This is a genomic window from Mesorhizobium sp. B2-4-19 (assembly GCF_006441315.1).
Lineage (GTDB): Bacteria > Pseudomonadota > Alphaproteobacteria > Rhizobiales > Rhizobiaceae > Mesorhizobium.
This window is the reverse complement of sequence record NZ_VFUV01000003.1, coordinates 126982-145965: the sequence shown is the minus strand read 5'-3', so window position 1 is coordinate 145965 and position 18984 is coordinate 126982. Positions and strand designations below refer to the sequence as shown.

Sequence of the window (18984 nt, the reverse complement as noted above, 5' to 3'; positions counted from 1 at the left end):
AGGCGCTTGCCCGCCGCCAATAACAAAACGGCGGCCTTTGCGGGCCGCTGCTTCGTGAGGGCTTATAGGCGAGGGGAGGGATCGCGTCAAGACAAGTGAAAAAGCAAATTTCGGAGAAAGACAAGCAAAAACAGATGCTTGCATAAAAGGTACTATTTTACCACATCTGCCGGCGCCTATGTTCCTGGTCCGCCTCAGTGTTTTGCCTCGATTTCCTTGCGAGCTGCGCTGGAAAGAAACGCGGATCGCGTAATGCCGCGCTGGCGCGCGGCGGCGTCGATCGCCCGCAGGACGCCGCGCTCGAAAGTCACATTCGCCCTCACGACCGCGCTGTCATTGTCGATGAGCGGCACCGAGACCAGATAACCGCCCACGGCAAGCGCGCTGCGTATATCGGGAAGAGCGACAATCGCCTCGTGGCCGGACGGCTCTGGAACCGGCATATCCTCCGCCCACAATTGCAAGGCTTCAACCGCATTGGGTACGATGTCCTCGGCCGCATCGGCGGCCGAAAAGCAGCCGGGAATGTCGGGAAAGCGAATACCGAACGCGCTGTCGGGGTCTTTGTCGACCAAGGCGAAATAGCTCTTCATTGAGGTCTCCGGCGCAATTCTGCCTATCCGATCAACCAGCTTGCTTGGCGATTGCGCGAGCAGTGCCGGTAGGCAGGTCTTTCTCGGGATGCGGAACAATGAGCACGATCTCGCCCTTCCGGAATTTGTGGTGTGAGCCGCGTATCGAAACCAGCTCGAGCCCGTCCTCCTTAAGGCGCTTTATGGCCGCTTCGGCGGAATCGAATAGGTGCCCGTGGCGTGCGCGATCGTTTGTCCCTCCGGGCCGGCAACGATGTCGATGTCGAACACCATCAGGCTCTTTCCGAGCTTCAGGATGCGGCAATGGCCATCGATCGGCCCAGCCTCGGCCTTGCGCACGAAGTTGATGTCGAGGTTGACCGTCACGGACAGCGCATCCGGCCCGGCATGGGAAAGCACGCAGACATAGCCGCCAATGTCGGCCAGCGTGAACAGCGACGGACCGGATACGGTGCCGCCCGGACGCAAATGCCGCTCGCCGGCATTCAGCCGCACGGTGCAGCCGCCCGGAAACACGTCGATCGCCTCAAAATATTTGAACTGCTCGTTGAGCTGGGGATAGACGGTTTCCATCAGCACATTGACTTGAGCTGCGGTCAGCACCGGCTTGAGATTGGTCTGGGCAGGCATGTCGGTCTCTCGCTTTTACGCCAAGCCTGTATGAGCGCGGCAAGGCATTCCTGGCAACACCTTCGGCCTTCTGGCGTAAGCGAAGGGTGTTGGACGAAGGCCAATCCGATATTAGATAGTCCATAAGCCGACGGAATCGCGGAGACCCAGCCATGGCCGAAATCCTTGCCATCAAGCCTGTCGCTGTCGAGGGGCCGGTCACGACCAGACTGGACAAGGGCGTGCTGCGCCTCACGCTCGCCAATCCGCCCGCCAACGCTTTGTCGCTTGCGGTGATGGCGGCGCTGACGGCCGAACTCGACCGCGCCAAGGCCGACAAGGCGGTTCGCGTCATCATCCTGTCGGCGGCCGGAAAAGTGTTCTGCGCCGGCCACGATCTCAAGGAAATGACCGCGCGCCGCGCCGATGCCGATCGCGGCAAGGCTTTCTTCGAAGAGACATTCGCCGCTTGCGCCCAACTGATGCAGGCGATCGTGCGCCATCCCGTGCCGGTCATCGCCGAAGTCGACGGCCTGGCGACCGCCGCCGGCCTGCAGCTCGTCGCCAGCTGCGATCTGGCGATCGCCTCGCATGAGGCGACCTTCTGCACGCCGGGCGTCAATATCGGCCTGTTCTGCTCGACGCCGATGGTGGCGCTGTCGCGCAACGTCTCGCGCAAGCAGGCGATGGAGATGCTGTTGACCGGCGAGACGATCGACGCGGCAACCGCCAAGGAATTCGGCCTGGTCAATCGCGTCGTGCCGCGCGAATACCTGAATCAGATCGTTACCAAATACGCGCAAACCATTGCTTCCAAATCATCTTTGGTGGTCAAGACCGGCAAGGAGGCCTTTTACGCGCAGGCCGAAATGGGCCTGGCGGACGCCTATGCCTATACCGGCCGCGTCATGGTCGAAAACATGCTGGCGCGCAACGCGGAAGAAGGCATCGGTGCCTTCATCGGCAAGCGTAAGCCGGAATGGACGGACCAGTAGCCATGGAGCCGCGCATCTCCATCGTCACGATTGCAACGGATGATCTCCACCGCGCCGTGCGCTTCTACGAAGCCATGGGGCTGAAACGGCATGCCGGCATCACCGACGGTGTCGCCTTCTTCCAGATGGGCGGCGTCATTCTCGGCCTGTTCCCACGCGCGAGCGCCGAGGCGGATTCCGGCATCGCATTCGCCAAGGCGCCGTCCGCCGTCTACCTCGCCTACAACACCCGCTCCGACGCCGAAGTCGACGAGATGCTCGCCAAGGCGGAAAAGGCCGGCGGCCGCATCGTCAAGCCGCCAGGCCGCGCCTTCTGGGGTGGCTGGTATGGCTATTTCGCCGATGCGGACGGGCATGTCTGGGAAGTCGCGCACAATCCGGCCTTTCCGATCGCGGCGGACGGCACGATTTCGCTGCCTGGGTGATGGCGTATCGTAAACAACTGACGCGGCTCAAGGCGCCATACCTCAAGCGTATCCTGCTCGATCCGGAACGAGTGTCCGACTGGGAAAAGTACCCCTGGAACCTGCCGCTGTTTCGCGGCCGCGAATTCGAACTCGAATTCACCACGCCGATCACCATCATCGTCGGTGAGAACGGCACCGGCAAATCGACGCTGCTCGAAGCGATTGGCGCTTTGGCCGGCTATGACGAGGCCGGCGGCGGCAAGGGCTACCGCCCGGTCGACCATTCAATCGCCATCGACAAGAGCGGCGCTGTGCTGGCCAGCACATTTCGGGGCCAGTGGCTGCCGAAGGTAACCGCCGGCTGGTTCTTTCGCGCAGAATCCTTCTATTCGGTGGCTCGTTATCTCGACCAGGCGGCTCTGGAGGACCCGTTCAAGCCGCCGCCGCCGGATTTCCTGTCCTGGTCGCATGGCGAGGGCTTTATTCGTTTCTTCGAGGAACGCTGCCGCAGGCAAGGCATCTACATCCTCGACGAGCCGGAAAGCGCGCTTTCGCCGTCGCGCCAGATCGAACTGCTGAAGATGCTGCGGCGCATGGACCAGTCCGGCACCGCGCAGGTGATCATGGCCACGCACTCGCCATTGTTGATGGCCTGTCCCGACGCGCGGCTGTTCCGCATCAGCCGGTTCGGGCTCGACCCGACCGATTTCACCGACACCGATCATTTTCGCATGATGCGCGACTTCTGTAGCAACCCTGACATGTTTATGGAGGAAGCGCTGCGGGAAGACGCTTGACGGTGCGCATGGCTGACGACGATCTCAATTGGCGGATGGAAGTGGCGTGCCGCGAAGCCTGGCCGGCGGCCACGGAGACGGTCGTCGACGGTTGGCTGCTGAGACGTTCCGGCGGCAGGATCCGGCGTGCGAATTCCGCCAATCCCTTGCGCGGCAAGCGCGGCGCGCCTGACGCGGTGATTGATGCCGCCGAGTTCTTTTATGCCGGTCACGGCCAGGCGCCGCTGTTCCGCGTAGCCGACATCGCCGATGAACTCGAAGCCGCGCTCGTCGGCCGCGGCTACCAGATGGAAGGCGGGACGATCCATCTCCATGCGGGAATCGGCGATTTGGCCGAGCTTCACGACGAACATGTCACGGTTTCGCCGATGCCAGGCGAGGATTGGTTCGCTGCGCGGTTTCGCATGGGTGCCTATGACGACACCGATCGCGGCGTCTTTCGCCAGATGACGGGCCTGATATCAGCCGAAAAGGCGTTCGTGTCGTGCGAGCGCGACAATGAAATTGCCGCCTTGGCCTATGGCGTCATCCGCGATGCGCTGCTTGTGGTGGAGTCGGTCGAAACCGATGCCAGATTCAGGCGGCATGGCTTGGGCCGCAGGACGGTTGGCGGCCTGATCGGCTGGGCGCGGCGGGCAGGTGCGTCGGCGGCATCTCTGCAGGTCGTCGCCGACAACACGCCGGCCCGCGCGCTTTACGCCTCACTTGGCTTCAGCCGCGAACTCTACCGCTATCACTACCGCAGGAAGGCGATTGCCGCATGAACCACGATGCCTACGACAACACCTACATCGCCGGCATCCTCAATTCGGTGAAGACCATCGCCATGGTCGGCGCGTCGGCCAATGACGTCAGGCCGAGCTATTTCGTCCTGAAATACCTGCTGGCCAAGGGCTTTTCGGTGTTGCCGGTCAATCCTGGGCAGGCCGGCAAGGAAATCCTCGGCCGGATGACCTATGCCAGGCTGGCCGATATTCCGGAGCCGATCGATATGGTCGACATCTTCCGCGCCGCGACCGCCGTGCCGGGCATTGTCGACGAGGTGTTGCGGCTCGATCCCTTGCCGAAAGTCATCTGGATGCAGCTCGGCGTGCGCCATGACGAGGCCGCCGCGCGCGCCGAAGCCGCCGGCATCAAGGTGGTGATGAATCGCTGCCCCAAGATCGAATACGGCAAGCTCTCTGGCGAGATCGGCTGGACCGGCGTCAATTCCGGCGTGCTGTCGTCCAAAAAACCGCTGATGCGCCAGGGGTTTCAGAGTTTCGGTGTGCGCCAGAAATAGGCCGCGAGCGAGAAGCGCAAAATTTTTCCGGTTAGCGCCGTATTTTCCTGCGGCTTGGCCGAAGGTCCCACGCCGAAGGGTATTTTCTTCTTTGCATTCCGAGCCGGGCTTCGCCAAGAATGCCCGGCGAATTCTGAGACGTTCTTGAGGGAGGTTCTAAGTGACCCGTACGCCCGGTTTCAACACGCTCGCCGTCCATGCCGGCGCCAAGCCAGATCCGGCCACCGGCGCGCGCGCCACGCCGATCTACCAGACGACCTCCTTCGTCTTCGATGATGCCGACCACGCCGCGTCCCTGTTCGGCCTGAAGGCGTTTGGCAACATCTATACCCGTATCATGAACCCGACGCAGGCCGTGCTTGAAGAGCGCGTTGCGGCACTCGAGGGTGGCACTGCCGCCCTTGCGGTCGCATCCGGCCACGCCGCGCAGGTCATCGTGTTCCACAATCTGATGCAGCCGGGCGACAATTTCGTCGCCGCGACAAGGCTCTATGGCGGTTCGATCAACCAGTTCGGCCATGCCTTCAAGAATTACGGCTGGGAAGTCCGTTGGGCCGACACCAACGACATCTCGACCTTCGAAAGCCAGATCGACGACAAGACCAAGGCGATCTTCATCGAGAGCCTGGCCAATCCGGGCGGCACTTTCGTCGACATCGAGAAGATCGGCGACATCGCCCGCAAGCACGGTCTGCCGCTGATCGTCGACAACACGCTGGCCTCGCCCTATCTGATCCGCCCGATCGAGCATGGCGCCGACATCGTGGTCCACTCGCTGACCAAATTCATCGGCGGCCATGGCAATTCGATAGGCGGCGTCATCGTCGACGGGGGCACCTTCGACTGGTCGAAGTCGGGCAAATACCCGATGCTGTCGGAACCGCGCCCCGAATATGGCGGCCTCGTCCTGCACGAGACTTTCGGCAATTTCGCCTTCGCCATCGCCGCGCGCGTGCTTGGCCTGCGCGATCTCGGCCCGGCGATCTCGCCCTTCAACGCCTTCCTTATCCTGACCGGCCTGGAAACCTTGCCGCTGCGCATGCAGCGTCATTGCGACAATGCGGTCACGGTCGCCGGCTGGCTGTCCAACCACCCCAAGGTCGCCTGGGTGAACTACCCCGGCCTGCCCAGCGACAAGAACAATGCGCTGCAGAAGAAATACTCGCCGCTCGGCGCAGGCGCCGTGTTCACCTTCGGGCTCAAGGGTGGCTACGAGGCCGGCGTCAAATTCGTCGAGGCGCTGGAACTTTTTTCTCATCTGGCCAATGTCGGCGACACCAAGTCGCTGGTCATCCATCCGGCGTCGACCACGCACCGTCAGCTCTCCGACGAGCAGAAGGTCAAGGCCGGCGCCGGCCCGGACACCGTGCGGCTTTCGATCGGCATCGAGGATGTCAGCGATATCGTCGCCGATCTCGAACAGGCACTCGCCAAGGTCTGATTGCTGATGGCCGCTTTCCTTTCCGTCGACACCAAGAGCGTCGAACCCGAATCCGGCGCGCCCGCGCCGGATCGCCTGATCTCGGGCGATCCAAAATTCCGCACCTGGAACGTCGAGGAGCGGGACGGCGGCCTTTATGCGGGCATCTGGGAATCGACCCCCGGCAAATGGCGCATCGTCTATGACGAATGGGAGTTCTGCCACATCCTGTCCGGCGTTTCGGTGATCGCGGAAGACGGGGGCGAAGCGCGCACCGTCAAGGCCGGTGACAGTTTCGTGCTGAGGCCGGGCTTCAAGGGCAGCTGGGAAGTGCTTGAAACGACTCGCAAGGAGTATGTGATCAAGCTGTGATCACTTCGCCGGAAACTGGCTGAGGCGGGCTTCCGACGCTTTGTCATGCGCCGTCAGCGGATCGGCGTCCTGGACTTCGATATCGGCGTGGGCGCGTGCTGTGGTCCCCAGGCAGGCGCACAGCAACGCCAATGCGAACGCCGTCGCCGGTCTCCAAAAAAGCCTCATCGCGCAGCCCCAGGTCCGCGATCGTTCAGAAGCCGACGGTGAGCGATTCCAGCCCATGGAAGTGGTAAGTGTCGCGGAAGCGCGGGGTTTCGGCAAGATGCAGCCGCGGGTGCCGCTCGAACAAAGTCCTCAACGACACCTGCAGTTCGAGCCGGGCCAGCGGCGCGCCGATGCAGAAATGGATGCCGGCGCCGAAGGACACGTTCTTCTGGTCGCTCCGGTCCGGCCGGAAGGCCTGCGGTTCGGCAAAAGCGTGCGGATCATGATTGGCCATGCCGAGCAAAAGCCCGATGGTCTGGCCCGGCTGCACGACGATGCCGGGTGCAATCTCGATTTCCTTGTATGCGTAGCGCGTGAACATGTGCAGCGGCGCGTCGAAGCGCAGGCATTCCTCGACGGTCGCGGCGGTCGCTTCCGCCGAGGTGAAGAAGCGGCTGGGATCGCCGCCTTGCGCCAGGATCGAACGCACCGCGTTGCCGGTCTGATGCACGGTCGCTTCATGGCCGGCATTGAGCAGCAGGATGGCCGAGGACACCATTTCGTCCTCGGACAGCCTCTGGCCGTCCTCCTGCGCCGAGATCAGCAGCGACAGGAGGTCGTCGCCGGGATTCTGGCGCCGCTCGGTGACGCAGCCGCGCAGGAAATCGGCAAATTCGCCCGCGGCGCGGTTGGCCGTCTCCTCGGTCTCGCGCGTGCGGCCATGGATGTACATGGCGACCATTTGATGGGACCAGTCGAGAAGTTGCGGGCCCATCTTGACCGGTACCCCGAGCATTTCGGCGATGATGGTGATCGGCAGGGGAGAAGCGAAGGCAGGCAAAAGGTCGACCGGCCCGGCCGGGTCAAAACGGTCGATCAGTTCGTTGGCGAGCGCCTCGACCCGTGGCCGCAGCCGCTCGACCTGGCGCGAGACGAAGGCCCGGTTGACCAAGGTTCTCAGCCGCGTGTGCACCGGCGGTTCCAATTCGAGCATGGAGTTGGCTTCAATGCCGTCGAACGCCTTGAGATGGCTGCGGTCCTGGCCGACACCACGGCTGTCGGGAATGCCGGCCGGGTTCTGGCGGCCGAAGCGGCGGTCGCGCAGCAGTCGGTTGACATCGTCGAAGCCGCCAAAGCACCAGAAGCCGAATTCCTCCCAGAAGAAGGCGTTCGAGACGCCGTGCAGGAAGGCGTAAGCCTTACACGGGTTCAGGAAGAAAGCCGGCTCGTGCGGGTCGAGCCGCAACCGGAGAGTGGCTGGATCAAAGGCCAGATAGGGGAGCGTCGTATTGGTCATGCCAGACCCATAGCGCGGCTTGCCAGCCGCATTCCAGACCGTATGTTGGCGCCCGCACTCCGATGAATTGAGCCAGCCAATACGCGCGGAAGGTCTGAGCGAATGAACGTGATCGTTGTCGGCGCGGGGATTGCCGGGCTATCCACGGCGTGGTCGCTGGTCAAGGCTGGCCACAGCGTGTCGATCGTCGAGCAGGGGCTGATCCCCAACCCGCTGGCCGCGTCCGGCGACCATCACCGCATCATCCGCCGCGCCTACCGTGCCGGAACCGGCTACGGCCGGCTGATCACCGAAGCCTATGGGGCCTGGGACGAGATGTGGGCCGATCTCGGCGAAAGCCACCTCGATGCGCGCGGATTCGTCTGCATTTCGCGCGAACCGGGCGACGAAGCCGAGGAATACCGCGAGGGCCTGGAAGAGGGGAATTTTCCGTTCGAATTGTTCGAGCCCGACGCTGCGGTCAAGCGCTGGCCTTTCCTCGAGCCGGGCACGTTCCGCTATGCCTGTTATTCGCCGGAGGGCGGCGCGCTCCACTGCCGCAAGATCGCTTCCGGCCTTGCCGCCTGGCTGCGCACCAACGGCGCCAATGTCTACGAACACAGCAAGGTGACCGCGATCGACTCCGAAACTGGCCGCATCGTGCTCGAGAGCGGCGAAGCCATGCAGGCCGACCGCATCGTCGTCGCTGCCGGCGCCTGGGTGCTGAAACTGTTTCCGGAACTGGACGGCGAGTTGAAGACCTATCGGACAGCCCTTGCCTATGTCGAACCGCCGGCCGACCTGAAGGCGGTCTGGGAGGCGGCACCGGTCGTCCTCGACGTCGGCGGCGCTGTCGATGGCTACGTCATTCCGCCCTCCGGCGGTGCCGGCATGAAATTCGGCTCTGGTCTGCACAGGGTGCCGACCAGCGACGCCGACTGGAACCGTCAGCCTGTGTCGGGCGAGGGGGAGGCGATCCGCAACCTGTTTTCGCCGCCGATCGCCCGCATCCAGGAGTATGAGGTGTCCGAGGTGGTCACCTGCGCCTACACCTTCACCGCCGATGAGAAATTCATGGCGCATGCGAAGGGCAAGTGCCTTGTCGTCTCGGCCTGCTCGGGCCATGGCTACAAGTTCGGTGCCGCGGTCGGCAGGCGCGTAGCCGCCGCCGTTGGCGATGGCGACATCGCCGGCCTGAAGGCGTGGCTCCGGGCGGAAGTGGCCTAATCCTGGCAGTGCCTCGGAATATGCACGCGCCGCCAGCCCGACGAGCCTTCGCGGACCAGTACGCGCCGCGCGACGGTCTGGTAGGAGGCAGGGACGTCGATGACGCGCCTTTGCTCCGGCTGCACCAGGACTTCCTCGGCGATCCTGTCATATTGCGCCGGGATGACGACCCGCCGCGTGCGTTCAGGCTGGATCACCACCGTCTCGGCGACACGTTCATAGCGTGCCTTGTGCCAGACCTTGCACAGCACCTTGCGGCCATGGATGACGCGCCATTCCCAGGAATAGCCGCCGTCGTCGACCCTCACCGTGTGGTAGGCGGTGCGGGTGACGGCGGGCACGATGTCGTAGGTCACCTGCGCCGGAGCGGTCATCACGACGCGTTCGCGTGAGCCGTAGATGGGCGGGGTATAGTCGACCTGTTGGCCCGGCGGGCTGACCATCACGTCTTCATAGACCGTGTCGTAGAGGTCAGGCGTGCGGACCGGTTCGTAGCATTCCACCGCGCGGCCGCCGGCCGCCGTCTGCGAAGTCGTGCCGAGCATGGCCAGCCCGGCGATGGCGAAGGATGCGCTTCTCCTGAACATGACACTCCCCCTGTTTGAACTGCAGGCAAAAGTTCAACGTTGAATTGTAGGGAAAGACGCCGCTCGGAAAAGCGGTTTTGGCGCATTTCGTTAAGTGACGCGGTTAAGAAACTGCTACGTTGCGGGCCGGTAGCGTCTGCCCTGGACCGGCGCAGGCGTCAGCGATGCGAATCCTTGGCCGTAAAGCTTGATTCGACTTACCCAGATGGCTAGGACGGGTCGGCCTTGCACAAGGATGAGCCGGCATCCTATCTACGGAACAACGATCCAGAACCGATTCTGCCCGATCTGCCAGCATTCCCGGCGCCGGAATCCCACCGCGAGATAAGAGACAACTGATGAAAAACCCCGTCGAAACCTACATGAACCTCGTTCCGATGGTGGTCGAACAGACCAATCGCGGCGAGCGGGCCTACGACATCTTCTCGCGCCTCCTCAAGGAGCGCATCATTTTCATCACCGGTCCGGTCGAGGACGGCATGGCGACGCTGGTCTGCGCGCAGCTCCTGTTCCTCGAAGCCGAAAATCCGAAGAAGGAAATCAACCTCTACATCAATTCGCCGGGTGGCGTGGTCACTTCGGGCATGGCGATCTACGACACCATGCAGTTCATCAAGCCGGCCGTGTCGACGCTCTGCATCGGCCAGGCAGCCTCGATGGGGTCGCTGCTTTTGACCGCCGGCCATAAGGACATGCGCTTCGCCACGCCGAACGCCCGCATCATGGTTCACCAGCCGTCCGGCGGCTTCCAGGGCCAAGCCTCCGACATCGAGCGCCATGCCATGGATATCGTCAAGCTGAAGCGCCGTCTCAACGAGGTCTATGTCAAGCACACCGGCAAGAGCTACGAGGAGATCGAACGCACGCTCGACCGCGACCATTTCATGACCGCCGACGAAGCCAAGGATTTCGGCCTCATCGACAAGGTCATTTCGTCGCGCGAGCCGGTTGAGAGCGCCGTGGCATAAGGGCTTGGTGGCAGTTGGATGACACCATCACGCGCTTTTGGCGCGTCTTGCGGCATTTCGGCCACAATTGGCTGTTCCCTCGACGGTCGGGATTGCCTACGTTAAGGCTATGTTGATTTTCGACGGCTTAGCTTTGTGTGGGGTTGCTGCGAATCATTGCCACGTTTTCTGATTTGTGTTTCGTACGGAATACGTTGCGGGAGCCGGGACACTGGCGGCGGCGGATTCCCGCGATAAATAGAGTATGCGCCCTTTCAGCCAGACCATCGGCGGGCGGCGATGAAAGGACAGGAAAATGAGCAAGGTCGGCAACAACAGCGGTGACTCGAAGAACACGCTTTATTGCTCGTTTTGCGGCAAAAGCCAGCATGAGGTGCGCAAGCTGATCGCCGGTCCGACGGTCTTCATCTGCGACGAATGCGTCGAACTCTGCATGGACATCATCCGCGAGGAGAACAAGACCTCGATGGTGAAGTCGCGCGAGGGCGTGCCGACACCGCAGGAGATCCTCAAGGTTCTCGACGACTATGTCATCGGCCAACCCTACGCCAAGCGCGTGCTGTCGGTGGCCGTTCACAACCACTACAAGCGCCTCGCGCATGCCGGCAAGAACAACGATGTCGAGCTGGCCAAGTCCAACATCCTGCTGATCGGCCCGACCGGTTGCGGCAAGACGCTGCTCGCGCAGACGCTGGCCCGTATCATCGACGTGCCCTTCACCATGGCCGACGCCACGACGCTGACCGAAGCCGGTTATGTCGGCGAGGACGTCGAGAACATCATCCTGAAGCTCCTGCAGTCGGCCGACTACAATGTCGAGCGGGCCCAGCGCGGCATCGTCTACATCGACGAGATCGACAAGATTTCACGCAAGTCCGACAATCCTTCGATAACCCGCGACGTGTCGGGCGAGGGCGTGCAGCAGGCGCTGCTGAAGATCATGGAAGGCACCGTCGCTTCCGTGCCGCCGCAGGGCGGCCGCAAGCATCCGCAGCAGGAATTCCTGCAGGTCGACACCGCCAACATCCTGTTCATCTGCGGCGGCGCCTTTGCCGGCCTGGACAAGATCATCTCGGATCGCGGCCGCAAGACCTCGATCGGTTTCGGCGCCACGGTCGCCTCGCCGGAGGACCGCCGCACCGGTGACATCTTCCGCCAGGTCGAGCCCGAGGATCTGCTGAAGTTCGGCCTCATTCCGGAGTTCGTCGGCCGTCTGCCCGTCCTGGCGACGCTGGAGGACCTCGACGAGCCGGCGCTGATCCAGATCCTGACCGAGCCGAAGAACGCGCTGGTCAAGCAGTACCAGCGGCTGTTCGAGATGGAAAATGTCGACCTGACCTTCCACGAGAACGCCCTGTCGGCCATCGCCAAGCGCGCCATCGAGCGCAAGACCGGCGCGCGCGGCCTGCGTTCGATCATGGAAGCGATCCTGCTCGACACCATGTTCGAACTGCCGGCGCTCGAAGGCGTCCGCGAAGTGGTGATTTCGGAAGAAGTGGTGACCGGCAGCGCCCGGCCGCTCTACATCTATTCCGAACAAAAGGAAAAGAAGGGCAACGTCAGCGCCTGACATGGCACTTCACCGCATATTTTTGTGGAACGGCGCCGTCGCGGCGCCGTTTTGCTGTGTAGGGCACGCGACCTCGGTGATGGAATGGAGTGCAGGCGATGTTAACTCTTGATCTTTGCCCTGCTTGCATCCACCTAACACGAGAAGGCCGAGGTGCCCGATTTCTGTGCTGTAAAACTCCCGTCACAAACGGTGGTAGGCGGAACGATCCCCGGTCGTTAATATAAGATTCGCGGTTGGCCTGATGGCGACCGCGACATGAAAGGTTGGACAATGGCCAAAATATCAAAGGCTCCCAGCGACGGCGTCTTCGCAGTCCTCCCACTGCGCGACATCGTGGTGTTCCCGCACATGATCGTTCCGCTCTTTGTCGGGCGCGAAAAGTCGATCAAGGCGCTGGAAGAGGTGATGGGTCAGGAAAAGCAGATCCTGCTTGCCACCCAGATGAATGCTGCCGATGACGATCCCGAGCCCGATGCGATCTTCGACATCGGCACGCTCGCCAATGTGCTGCAATTGCTGAAGCTGCCCGACGGCACCGTCAAGGTGCTGGTCGAGGGTGCTTCGCGTGCCAAGATCGTTTCGTTCACCGAACGTCCCGATTTCCATGAGGCCCGCGCCACCGCGTTGGTCGAGCCGGAAGAGGAAGAGGTCGAGGTTGAGGCGCTGGCCCGCTCGGTCGTCACCGACTTCGAGAACTACGTCAAGCTGAACAAGAAGATCTCGCCTGAAGTGGTGGGTGCCGCCAGCCAGATCGACGACTATTCCAAGCTCGCCGATACGGTTGCCTCGCATCTCGCCATCAAGATCCCTGAAAAGCAGGAAATGCTGGCCACGCTCTCGGTCAAGGAGCGGCTGGAAAAGGCGATGGGCTTCATGGAAGCCGAAATCTCCGTCCTGCAGGTGGAGAAGCGCATCCGTTCGCGCGTCAAGCGCCAGATGGAGAAGACGCAGCGCGAATACTACCTCAACGAGCAGATGAAGGCGATCCAGAAGGAGCTCGGCGAGGGCGAGGACGGCCGCGACGAGGCCGCCGAGATCGAGGCGCGCATCAAGAAGACCAAGCTCTCCAAGGAGGCCCGCGAAAAGGCGGAAGCCGAGTTGAAGAAGCTGCGGACGATGTCGCCGATGTCGGCGGAATCGACCGTCGTGCGCAACTACCTCGATTGGCTGCTGTCGATCCCGTGGGGCAAGAACTCCAAGGTCAAGCAGGACCTGGCCTACGCCCAGAACGTGCTCGACACCGATCACTTCGGTCTCGACAAGGTCAAGGACCGCATCGTCGAGTATCTGGCCGTGCAGAGCCGTCAGAAGAAGCTGAAGGGGCCGATCCTGTGCCTCGTCGGCCCTCCCGGTGTCGGCAAGACCTCGCTCGGCAAGTCGATCGCCAAGGCAACCGGTCGCGAATTCATCCGCATGGCGCTCGGCGGCGTGCGTGACGAAGCCGAAATCCGTGGCCATCGGCGCACCTATATCGGTTCGATGCCCGGCAAGGTCATCCAGTCGATGAAGAAGGCGAAGAAGTCCAACCCGCTCTTCCTGCTCGACGAGATCGACAAGATGGGCCAGGACTTCCGTGGTGATCCATCGTCGGCGCTGCTCGAGGTGCTCGATCCCGAACAGAACTCGACGTTCATGGACCATTACCTCGAGGTCGAGTACGACCTGTCGAGCGTGATGTTCGTGACGACGGCCAATACGCTGAACATCCCTGCGCCCTTGATGGACCGCATGGAGATCATCCGTATCGCCGGTTACACCGAGGACGAAAAGATCGAGATCGCCAAGCGGCACCTGATGCCCAAGGTGATCCGCGATCACGCGCTGCAGCCGAAGGAGTTCTCCGTCGGCGAGGATGCGATCCGCGCCATCATCCAGACCTACACTCGTGAAGCGGGTGTCAGAAGCCTGGAGCGCGAGCTGATGAAGCTCGGGCGCAAGGCCGTGACCGAGATCCTGAAGACGAAGAAGAAGACGGTGAGCATCACGGCGGCGAACCTCGCCGACTACCTCGGTGTCCAGCGCTATCGCTTCGGTCAGGTCGAGGCCGACGATCAGGTCGGTGTCGTCACCGGTCTTGCCTGGACGGAAGTCGGCGGCGAATTGCTGACGGTCGAAGGTGTCATGATGCCCGGCAAGGGCCGCATGACGGTGACCGGCAATCTGCGCGACGTGATGAAGGAATCGATCTCGGCGGCGGCCTCCTATGTCCGCTCGAGAGCTCTCGATTTCGGCATCGAGCCGCCGCTGTTCGACAAGCGCGACATCCACGTGCACTTGCCGGAAGGCGCCACGCCGAAGGATGGTCCGTCCGCTGGTGCGGCCATGGCTACAGCCATTGTGTCGGTGCTGACGGGCATTCCGGTCCGGGCCGATGTGGCGATGACTGGCGAGATCACGCTTCGCGGCCGCATCTTGCCGATCGGCGGCCTCAAGGAGAAGCTGCTCGCCGCTCTGCGCGGCGGCATCAAGAAGGTGCTGATCCCGGAAGACAATGCCAAGGATCTGGCGGAGATTCCGGACAATGTGAAGAACGGCATGGAGATCATTCCGGTCTCGCGCGTCGGTGAGGTGTTGCGCCACGCACTGGTGCGTATGCCGGAGCCGATCGAATGGGTCGAACCGGTCAATCCGCCGGCCACGACCGACAGTGCCGACGATGCTGGAAAGTCGCTCGCACATTAGATTTCTTCTAAGGTTGCAGTGCACAAACGGAAAGCCGGGCCTCGCGCCCGGCTTTTTCATGTGAAAAACCCCGGATTTCCGGGCTTTTTTCCATTTTTTCCAGGCTTTTCGACTTGGTTGCGGCAACGCTTCTTTCTAAAGTCCGTTTCCTGCCGGATGAGTCGTTAGTTCCGGTGTTCTCATGGAAGGGAATTTTTATGAACAAGAACGAACTGGTGTCCGCTGTCGCCGACGCCGCGAGCATTTCGAAGGGTGACGCGCAGTCGGCGGTCGATGCGGTATTTTCCGTCATCACCGGCGAACTGAAGAAGGGCGGCGATGTCCGGCTTGTCGGCTTTGGCAATTTCACCGTGTCACAGCGTGCGGCCTCGACCGGCCGCAACCCGCAGACCGGCGCCGAAGTGAAGATCCCGGCACGCACCGTGCCGAAGTTCTCGGCCGGCAAAGGCCTGAAGGACGCAGTCAACTAAGCGTTTTTTCTTTTTAGAGACAGAAAAGCCGGGCTTGCCCGGCTTTTCTGGACCCGAATTGGGGGCGGCAACGCTCCTATGCGGTCGGCGCGTCGTCGCGCATCAAGCCCTCCTTCTTGAGGTCGGCCCACAGTGCTGCCGGCAGTTTCGCGTCGAGCAGTGCCCGGTTGCTTTCGACTTCGCTCGGCCGCTGGCCTCCGGGGATCACCGAGACGACCGAGGGATGCAGCAGCGGAAACTGCAGCGCCGCCTCGATCAGCCTGACGCCATGGCGGTTGCAGACAGCCTCGATGCCGGCGACCCGCTCGAGAATGTCCTTCGGCGCCTCGGAATAGTTGTAGTAGGCGCCGGGCTTCGGTCCTGTCGCCAGGATGCCGGAATTGTAGGGGCCGCCAAGGACGATACCGATGCCGCGCTTCTGGCAGAGCGGCAGGAAGGATGTCAGCGCCTCCTGCTCCAGCAGCGTGTAGCGCCCAGCCAGCAGGAACAGGTCGAAATCGCCGCGCTCGGCCAATGTCTGGGCAACCTGCCATTCGTTGATGCCGCCGCCGAACGCCTTGATCGCGCCCTGGTCGCGCAGCGACAGGAGTCCGTAGTAGCCCAAGCGCATGAATTCTTCGATGCGCCGGTCGGACGCCTCCTTGCTGCCATGGGTGAAGATGTCGACATCGTGCACGAACAGTATGTCGATCCTGTCGACGCCAAGTCGCTCGAGCGAGGCCTCGAACGAACGCATGACGCCGTCATAGCTGTAGTCGTAGACCTCCTGGCGTGATGGCGTGTCGAAGAACTTGCCGATGCCCGTGCGCTGCTCCGGCGGGCAGGCGCGCATGAGGCGGCCGACCTTGCTCGACAGCACATAGTCGTCGCGCTTTTTGCCGCGCAGGAAGGGGTTGAGGCGTGTTTCCGACAGGCCAAGCCCGTAGAGCGGCGCGGTGTCGTAGTAACGGCAGCCGGTCGCCCAGGCGGCGTCGAGCGTGGCCGTGGCATCCTCGTCCGAAACGGCGCGGTAGAGATTGCCGAGCGGTGCCGTGCCGAAGCCGAGCTCCGTAAAGGTGAGGCCGCCATTGCCGATGCGGTCGAAATGCCGTGTCTTCATGTCCTGCAATTTTCCCGGGGTTGATCTGTGTGAGCTGATTTATCTGACATGACACTATCATGCCTGCGACCAGGCAAAAGCGCTGCGCGGCGTTGGACACGCATTTTCGCGGTTGCTAGCATGGACGAAATCAAGCTGTTCGTGAAAAAGTCCGAGCAGGATTTCGAGGGTGGTTTTGTCGTGAGCGACCGGGACGAAAATCTGTTCAAGACCGCGCTCGACGAACTCGGCGGCGTGCTGGCGCGCGTGGATGACAGCCAGATCGACGCGGCCTGCAAGCTGCTGGCCGAAGCCAGGCAGATCGCCGTCTATGGCTGCGGCCGCGAGGCCTTGCAGGTCAAGGGTTTCGCCATGCGGCTCTATCATCTCGGCCTGCCGGTCTCGGTGGTCGGCGACATGACCACGCCGCCCTTGGGGCCTGGTGACGTCTTCCTGGCCAGTTCCGGACCGGGAGAAACCTCGACGGTGCTGACCTTGATGCGCGTCGCGCGCGATGTCGGCGCGACCAATCTGCTGCTGACCGCCCAGGCCGGCGGCAGCGCGGCGGGGTTGGCCGATGCCACGCTGCTCATTCCGGCCCAGACCATGGCCAATGACCAGGGGCCGCAAAGGACTTCGGTCCTGCCGATGGGCTCGGTGTTCGAAGGTGCGCTGTTCCTGCTGTTCGAGGTGATGGTGCTGAAGCTCAAATCCCTGACCGGTGCTTCGCCCCAGGCCATGCGTGCCCGCCACACCAATATGGAATAGATCATGCACTATGAACTGATGCTGCCGCACCAGATCCGCAAGGCGATTGCCGAGAATTGGCCGGTCGCCCTGCCGCTCGGCGTGCTCGAGTACCATGGCGAGCACATGGCCGTCGGCATGGATACGCTGGCCGTCATCAAGACGCTGGAACTGTTCGAGAAGGAGGGGGATGTCGTCATCCTGCCGCCCTTCTACTACGGTGCCGCGAGCTACGCAGTGGCGCCGCCGGAAGGTTCGGGCTCGGTGCAGGTCGGCGGCAACCAGTTGGCGCCGTTCGGCGAGGAACTGTTCTACAGCCTGCTGCGCATCGGTTTCCGCAACATCCACGCCATCATCCACCACCAGACCGAGAATTTCGCCGCCGGCATGCCGACCGATCTCGCCTTCAAGACCGCCGGCCGCCAGGCGATCTTCCGCTTCCTCGAGAAGCAGCGCGGCGAGGGCTGGTGGGGCTCGAAGGACATGGCCGACTATTATGCCGGACACGCCGCCGGTGAAAATTTCTTCAACTGGGTGCAGGTGCATCCGCTGATGCCGGCCGCCATGAATGGCAAGTATCCGTTCGACCATGCCGGCATCGGCGAGACGTCACTGATGCTGGCGCTGTGTCCGGAGGCGGTCGACGCCGCCCGCTTCGCCGACAATACCGGCTGGTACACGGCGAGCGCCAAGGATGCATCGGCGGAACTTGGGAACAAGGGCGTCGCCATGATCATGGATCACCTGCGCGCTATCCTGAAGGCCTAGCGCGGTTCGACCTTCTCCTCTTGTGAGGGCTTTGCACGGGAGAAGGGAAGACAGGGCGGCCTACTTCACGGCTCCCGCCGTCATGCCCATGATGAGATAGCGTTCCAGCGCGATGCCGATGACCGCCAGCGGCGCGATCGCGGCGGTGGCAAGGGCTGCCATCGACCACCAGTTGATGCCTTGCGAGCCGGTCTGGCTCGCCACCATGACAGGAATGGTCTTGGCATCGGTCGAGGTCAGAAGGGCAGCGAAGAAATATTCGTTCCAGCACAGCACCATTGCCAGGATGAAGGCGGCAACCATGCCCGGCAGCGCGATCGGCATGACGATGCGGAAGAACGCCCCCCAGATCGACAGGCCGTCGACGAGCGCTGCTTCTTCCAGTTCGACCGGGATGGAGTTGAACTGGTCGCGCATGATCCAGATGACGATCGGCAGCACCATCAGCGTGTAGAGCAGGACCAGCCCGATGCGCGTGTCGAGCAGGCCGACTTCGCGGTAGAGCACCAGGAAGGGCAGGGCGAGCACCACGGGCGGCAGGATCAACTGCGACAGGAAGAAGAAGGAGATGTCCTCGTTCTTGAACCAGGCGAACTTGTAGCGGTAGCGCGTGAGGCCGTAGGCGGCGAGGCTGCCGATGACGATGGCGAGGCTCGATGCGCCGACCGAGGTGATGACCGAGTTCATGAAGCGCTTGAAGAACTCATCGCGCACCGTGGAGGTCTGGAAGATCGAATCCGGCGACAGCCCGAGCGAACGCCAGCCTTTCCAGTCCGGTTGGAAGTCGACGAAGGGGATCAGATGGCCTTGCGTGACATCGACCGCCGATTTGAACGAGGTCGTTATCGTCCAGTAGATCGGGAACAGGCAGATCAAGGCCCAGAACACCAGCGCGCCATAGATGAAGACGCGGCTAGTGATGAAGCTCGCCGGAGAGCGGATTTCGGAGACGGTGTATTCGGTGGTCTGAACGCTCATGATCCGGC

The 18984-nt window shown here is 62.4% G+C and carries 21 protein-coding genes; 14 read left to right on the top strand and 7 right to left on the bottom strand.

What is annotated here, in order from left to right; genetic code table 11:
• Positions 1–194 precede the first annotated feature (194 nt).
• The 3 genes from FJ546_RS06755 to FJ546_RS06745 are packed head-to-tail and all read right to left on the bottom strand — an operon-like array spanning position 195 to position 1223.
• Positions 195–593, bottom strand: coding sequence for a type II toxin-antitoxin system HicB family antitoxin (locus FJ546_RS06755; RefSeq protein WP_140888631.1), 399 nt, complete (start codon positions 591–593; stop codon positions 195–197).
• A 31-nt stretch (positions 594–624) separates the two neighbouring features.
• Positions 625–777, bottom strand: a complete 153-nt coding sequence (locus FJ546_RS06750; protein WP_140888909.1) for a type II toxin-antitoxin system HicA family toxin — start codon at positions 775–777, stop codon at positions 625–627.
• A complete protein-coding gene (locus tag FJ546_RS06745; RefSeq protein WP_140888630.1) occupies positions 774–1223 on the bottom strand; it encodes a PaaI family thioesterase in 450 nt (149 codons plus the stop codon). Before FJ546_RS06745 ends, FJ546_RS06750 begins: the two co-directional genes overlap by 4 nt.
• 152 nt (positions 1224–1375) lie before the next feature.
• Between FJ546_RS06745 and FJ546_RS06740 the strand changes: the two genes are divergently transcribed.
• From FJ546_RS06740 to FJ546_RS06710, 7 genes are all read left to right on the top strand, one after another.
• Positions 1376–2197, top strand: a complete 822-nt coding sequence (locus FJ546_RS06740; RefSeq protein ID WP_140888629.1) for an enoyl-CoA hydratase — start codon at positions 1376–1378, stop codon at positions 2195–2197.
• A 2-nt stretch (positions 2198–2199) separates the two neighbouring features.
• Positions 2200–2622: a VOC family protein gene (locus FJ546_RS06735; protein WP_140888908.1), complete on the top strand. Its 423-nt coding sequence runs from the start codon at positions 2200–2202 to the stop codon at positions 2620–2622.
• Positions 2622–3401, top strand: a complete 780-nt coding sequence (locus FJ546_RS06730; RefSeq protein WP_140888628.1) for an AAA family ATPase — start codon at positions 2622–2624, stop codon at positions 3399–3401. The genes FJ546_RS06735 and FJ546_RS06730 overlap by 1 nt, the downstream gene beginning before the upstream one ends.
• An 8-nt stretch (positions 3402–3409) precedes the next feature.
• Complete coding sequence (locus FJ546_RS06725) at positions 3410–4165, top strand: GNAT family N-acetyltransferase (RefSeq protein ID WP_246686768.1); 756 nt, start codon at positions 3410–3412, stop codon at positions 4163–4165.
• Positions 4162–4683, top strand: coding sequence for a CoA-binding protein (locus FJ546_RS06720; protein ID WP_140888626.1), 522 nt, complete (start codon positions 4162–4164; stop codon positions 4681–4683). Before FJ546_RS06725 ends, FJ546_RS06720 begins: the two co-directional genes overlap by 4 nt.
• A gap of 160 nt (positions 4684–4843) precedes the next feature.
• Positions 4844–6124, top strand: a complete 1281-nt coding sequence (locus tag FJ546_RS06715) for an O-acetylhomoserine aminocarboxypropyltransferase (protein WP_140888625.1) — start codon at positions 4844–4846, stop codon at positions 6122–6124.
• 6 nt (positions 6125–6130) lie between these two features.
• Positions 6131–6475, top strand: a complete 345-nt coding sequence (locus tag FJ546_RS06710) for a cupin domain-containing protein (RefSeq protein ID WP_181167837.1) — start codon at positions 6131–6133, stop codon at positions 6473–6475.
• A gap of 193 nt (positions 6476–6668) precedes the next feature.
• On the opposite strand, the gene FJ546_RS06700 is transcribed toward FJ546_RS06710, so the two are convergent.
• Positions 6669–7919: a cytochrome P450 gene (locus tag FJ546_RS06700; protein WP_140888622.1), complete on the bottom strand. Its 1251-nt coding sequence runs from the start codon at positions 7917–7919 to the stop codon at positions 6669–6671.
• A 102-nt stretch (positions 7920–8021) separates the two neighbouring features.
• On the opposite strand from FJ546_RS06700, the gene FJ546_RS06695 reads away from it, so the two are divergent.
• Positions 8022–9125 (top strand): FAD-dependent oxidoreductase, encoded by a 1104-nt coding sequence (locus FJ546_RS06695; protein WP_140888621.1) that lies wholly within the window; start codon positions 8022–8024, stop codon positions 9123–9125.
• On the opposite strand, the gene FJ546_RS06690 is transcribed toward FJ546_RS06695, so the two are convergent.
• On the bottom strand, positions 9122–9712 hold the full coding sequence (locus tag FJ546_RS06690) for a hypothetical protein (protein WP_140888620.1): 591 nt from the start codon (positions 9710–9712) through the stop codon (positions 9122–9124). The two genes, FJ546_RS06695 and FJ546_RS06690, sit on opposite strands and share 4 nt — an antisense overlap.
• A gap of 338 nt (positions 9713–10050) precedes the next feature.
• Here FJ546_RS06690 and clpP point away from each other — a divergent pair, with 338 nt between their 5' ends.
• From clpP to FJ546_RS06670, 4 genes are all read left to right on the top strand, one after another.
• A complete protein-coding gene (clpP, locus tag FJ546_RS06685) occupies positions 10051–10680 on the top strand; it encodes an ATP-dependent Clp endopeptidase proteolytic subunit ClpP (RefSeq protein WP_095770397.1) in 630 nt (209 codons plus the stop codon).
• Positions 10681–10975: 295 nt separating this feature from the next.
• Positions 10976–12250, top strand: coding sequence for an ATP-dependent Clp protease ATP-binding subunit ClpX (gene clpX / locus FJ546_RS06680; RefSeq protein WP_010915651.1), 1275 nt, complete (start codon positions 10976–10978; stop codon positions 12248–12250).
• A gap of 273 nt (positions 12251–12523) precedes the next feature.
• Positions 12524–14935: an endopeptidase La gene (gene lon / locus FJ546_RS06675; protein ID WP_140888619.1), complete on the top strand. Its 2412-nt coding sequence runs from the start codon at positions 12524–12526 to the stop codon at positions 14933–14935.
• 197 nt (positions 14936–15132) lie between these two features.
• Complete coding sequence (locus FJ546_RS06670) at positions 15133–15405, top strand: HU family DNA-binding protein (protein WP_023674657.1); 273 nt, start codon at positions 15133–15135, stop codon at positions 15403–15405.
• Between the two features lie 76 nt (positions 15406–15481).
• Here FJ546_RS06670 and FJ546_RS06665 read toward each other — a convergent pair whose 3' ends face one another.
• Entirely contained in the window at positions 15482–16504 is a 1023-nt protein-coding gene (locus tag FJ546_RS06665) for an aldo/keto reductase (RefSeq protein WP_140888618.1), read from the bottom strand.
• Between the two features lie 120 nt (positions 16505–16624).
• Between FJ546_RS06665 and FJ546_RS06660 the strand changes: the two genes are divergently transcribed.
• Both FJ546_RS06660 and FJ546_RS06655 read left to right on the top strand, forming a co-directional pair.
• Entirely contained in the window at positions 16625–17251 is a 627-nt protein-coding gene (locus tag FJ546_RS06660; protein ID WP_246686767.1) for an SIS domain-containing protein, read from the top strand.
• Positions 17252–17254: 3 nt separating this feature from the next.
• Positions 17255–17998 carry a creatininase family protein gene (locus FJ546_RS06655; RefSeq protein WP_140888617.1) on the top strand — a complete coding sequence of 248 codons (744 nt, stop codon included), beginning with the start codon at positions 17255–17257 and terminating at the stop codon, positions 17996–17998.
• Positions 17999–18058: 60 nt separating this feature from the next.
• Here the strand turns inward: FJ546_RS06655 and FJ546_RS06650 are convergent, their stop codons facing one another.
• A complete protein-coding gene (locus FJ546_RS06650) occupies positions 18059–18976 on the bottom strand; it encodes a carbohydrate ABC transporter permease (protein ID WP_010915657.1) in 918 nt (305 codons plus the stop codon).
• Positions 18977–18984: the final 8 nt, after the last annotated feature.

Excerpts from the sequence above, each read along its gene's own strand:
- FJ546_RS06690 (WP_140888620.1), bottom strand. The coding sequence starts at position 9,712 with ATGTTCAGGAGAAGCGCATCCTTCGCCATCGCCGGGCTGGCCATGCTC.
- FJ546_RS06755 (WP_140888631.1), bottom strand. The coding sequence starts at position 593 with ATGAAGAGCTATTTCGCCTTGGTCGACAAAGACCCCGACAGCGCGTTC.
- FJ546_RS06735 (WP_140888908.1), top strand. The coding sequence starts at position 2,200 with ATGGAGCCGCGCATCTCCATCGTCACGATTGCAACGGATGATCTCCAC.
- FJ546_RS06660 (WP_246686767.1), top strand. The coding sequence starts at position 16,625 with ATGGACGAAATCAAGCTGTTCGTGAAAAAGTCCGAGCAGGATTTCGAG.
- FJ546_RS06670 (WP_023674657.1), top strand. The coding sequence starts at position 15,133 with ATGAACAAGAACGAACTGGTGTCCGCTGTCGCCGACGCCGCGAGCATT.
- FJ546_RS06695 (WP_140888621.1), top strand. The coding sequence starts at position 8,022 with ATGAACGTGATCGTTGTCGGCGCGGGGATTGCCGGGCTATCCACGGCG.
- clpP (WP_095770397.1), top strand. The coding sequence starts at position 10,051 with ATGAAAAACCCCGTCGAAACCTACATGAACCTCGTTCCGATGGTGGTC.
- FJ546_RS06650 (WP_010915657.1), bottom strand. The coding sequence starts at position 18,976 with ATGAGCGTTCAGACCACCGAATACACCGTCTCCGAAATCCGCTCTCCG.
- FJ546_RS06730 (WP_140888628.1), top strand. The coding sequence starts at position 2,622 with ATGGCGTATCGTAAACAACTGACGCGGCTCAAGGCGCCATACCTCAAG.
- clpX (WP_010915651.1), top strand. The coding sequence starts at position 10,976 with ATGAGCAAGGTCGGCAACAACAGCGGTGACTCGAAGAACACGCTTTAT.
- FJ546_RS06725 (WP_246686768.1), top strand. The coding sequence starts at position 3,410 with ATGGCTGACGACGATCTCAATTGGCGGATGGAAGTGGCGTGCCGCGAA.
- FJ546_RS06665 (WP_140888618.1), bottom strand. The coding sequence starts at position 16,504 with ATGAAGACACGGCATTTCGACCGCATCGGCAATGGCGGCCTCACCTTT.
- FJ546_RS06720 (WP_140888626.1), top strand. The coding sequence starts at position 4,162 with ATGAACCACGATGCCTACGACAACACCTACATCGCCGGCATCCTCAAT.
- FJ546_RS06745 (WP_140888630.1), bottom strand. The coding sequence starts at position 1,223 with ATGCCTGCCCAGACCAATCTCAAGCCGGTGCTGACCGCAGCTCAAGTC.
- FJ546_RS06700 (WP_140888622.1), bottom strand. The coding sequence starts at position 7,919 with ATGACCAATACGACGCTCCCCTATCTGGCCTTTGATCCAGCCACTCTC.
- FJ546_RS06740 (WP_140888629.1), top strand. The coding sequence starts at position 1,376 with ATGGCCGAAATCCTTGCCATCAAGCCTGTCGCTGTCGAGGGGCCGGTC.
- FJ546_RS06655 (WP_140888617.1), top strand. The coding sequence starts at position 17,255 with ATGCACTATGAACTGATGCTGCCGCACCAGATCCGCAAGGCGATTGCC.
- FJ546_RS06710 (WP_181167837.1), top strand. The coding sequence starts at position 6,131 with ATGGCCGCTTTCCTTTCCGTCGACACCAAGAGCGTCGAACCCGAATCC.
- lon (WP_140888619.1), top strand. The coding sequence starts at position 12,524 with ATGGCCAAAATATCAAAGGCTCCCAGCGACGGCGTCTTCGCAGTCCTC.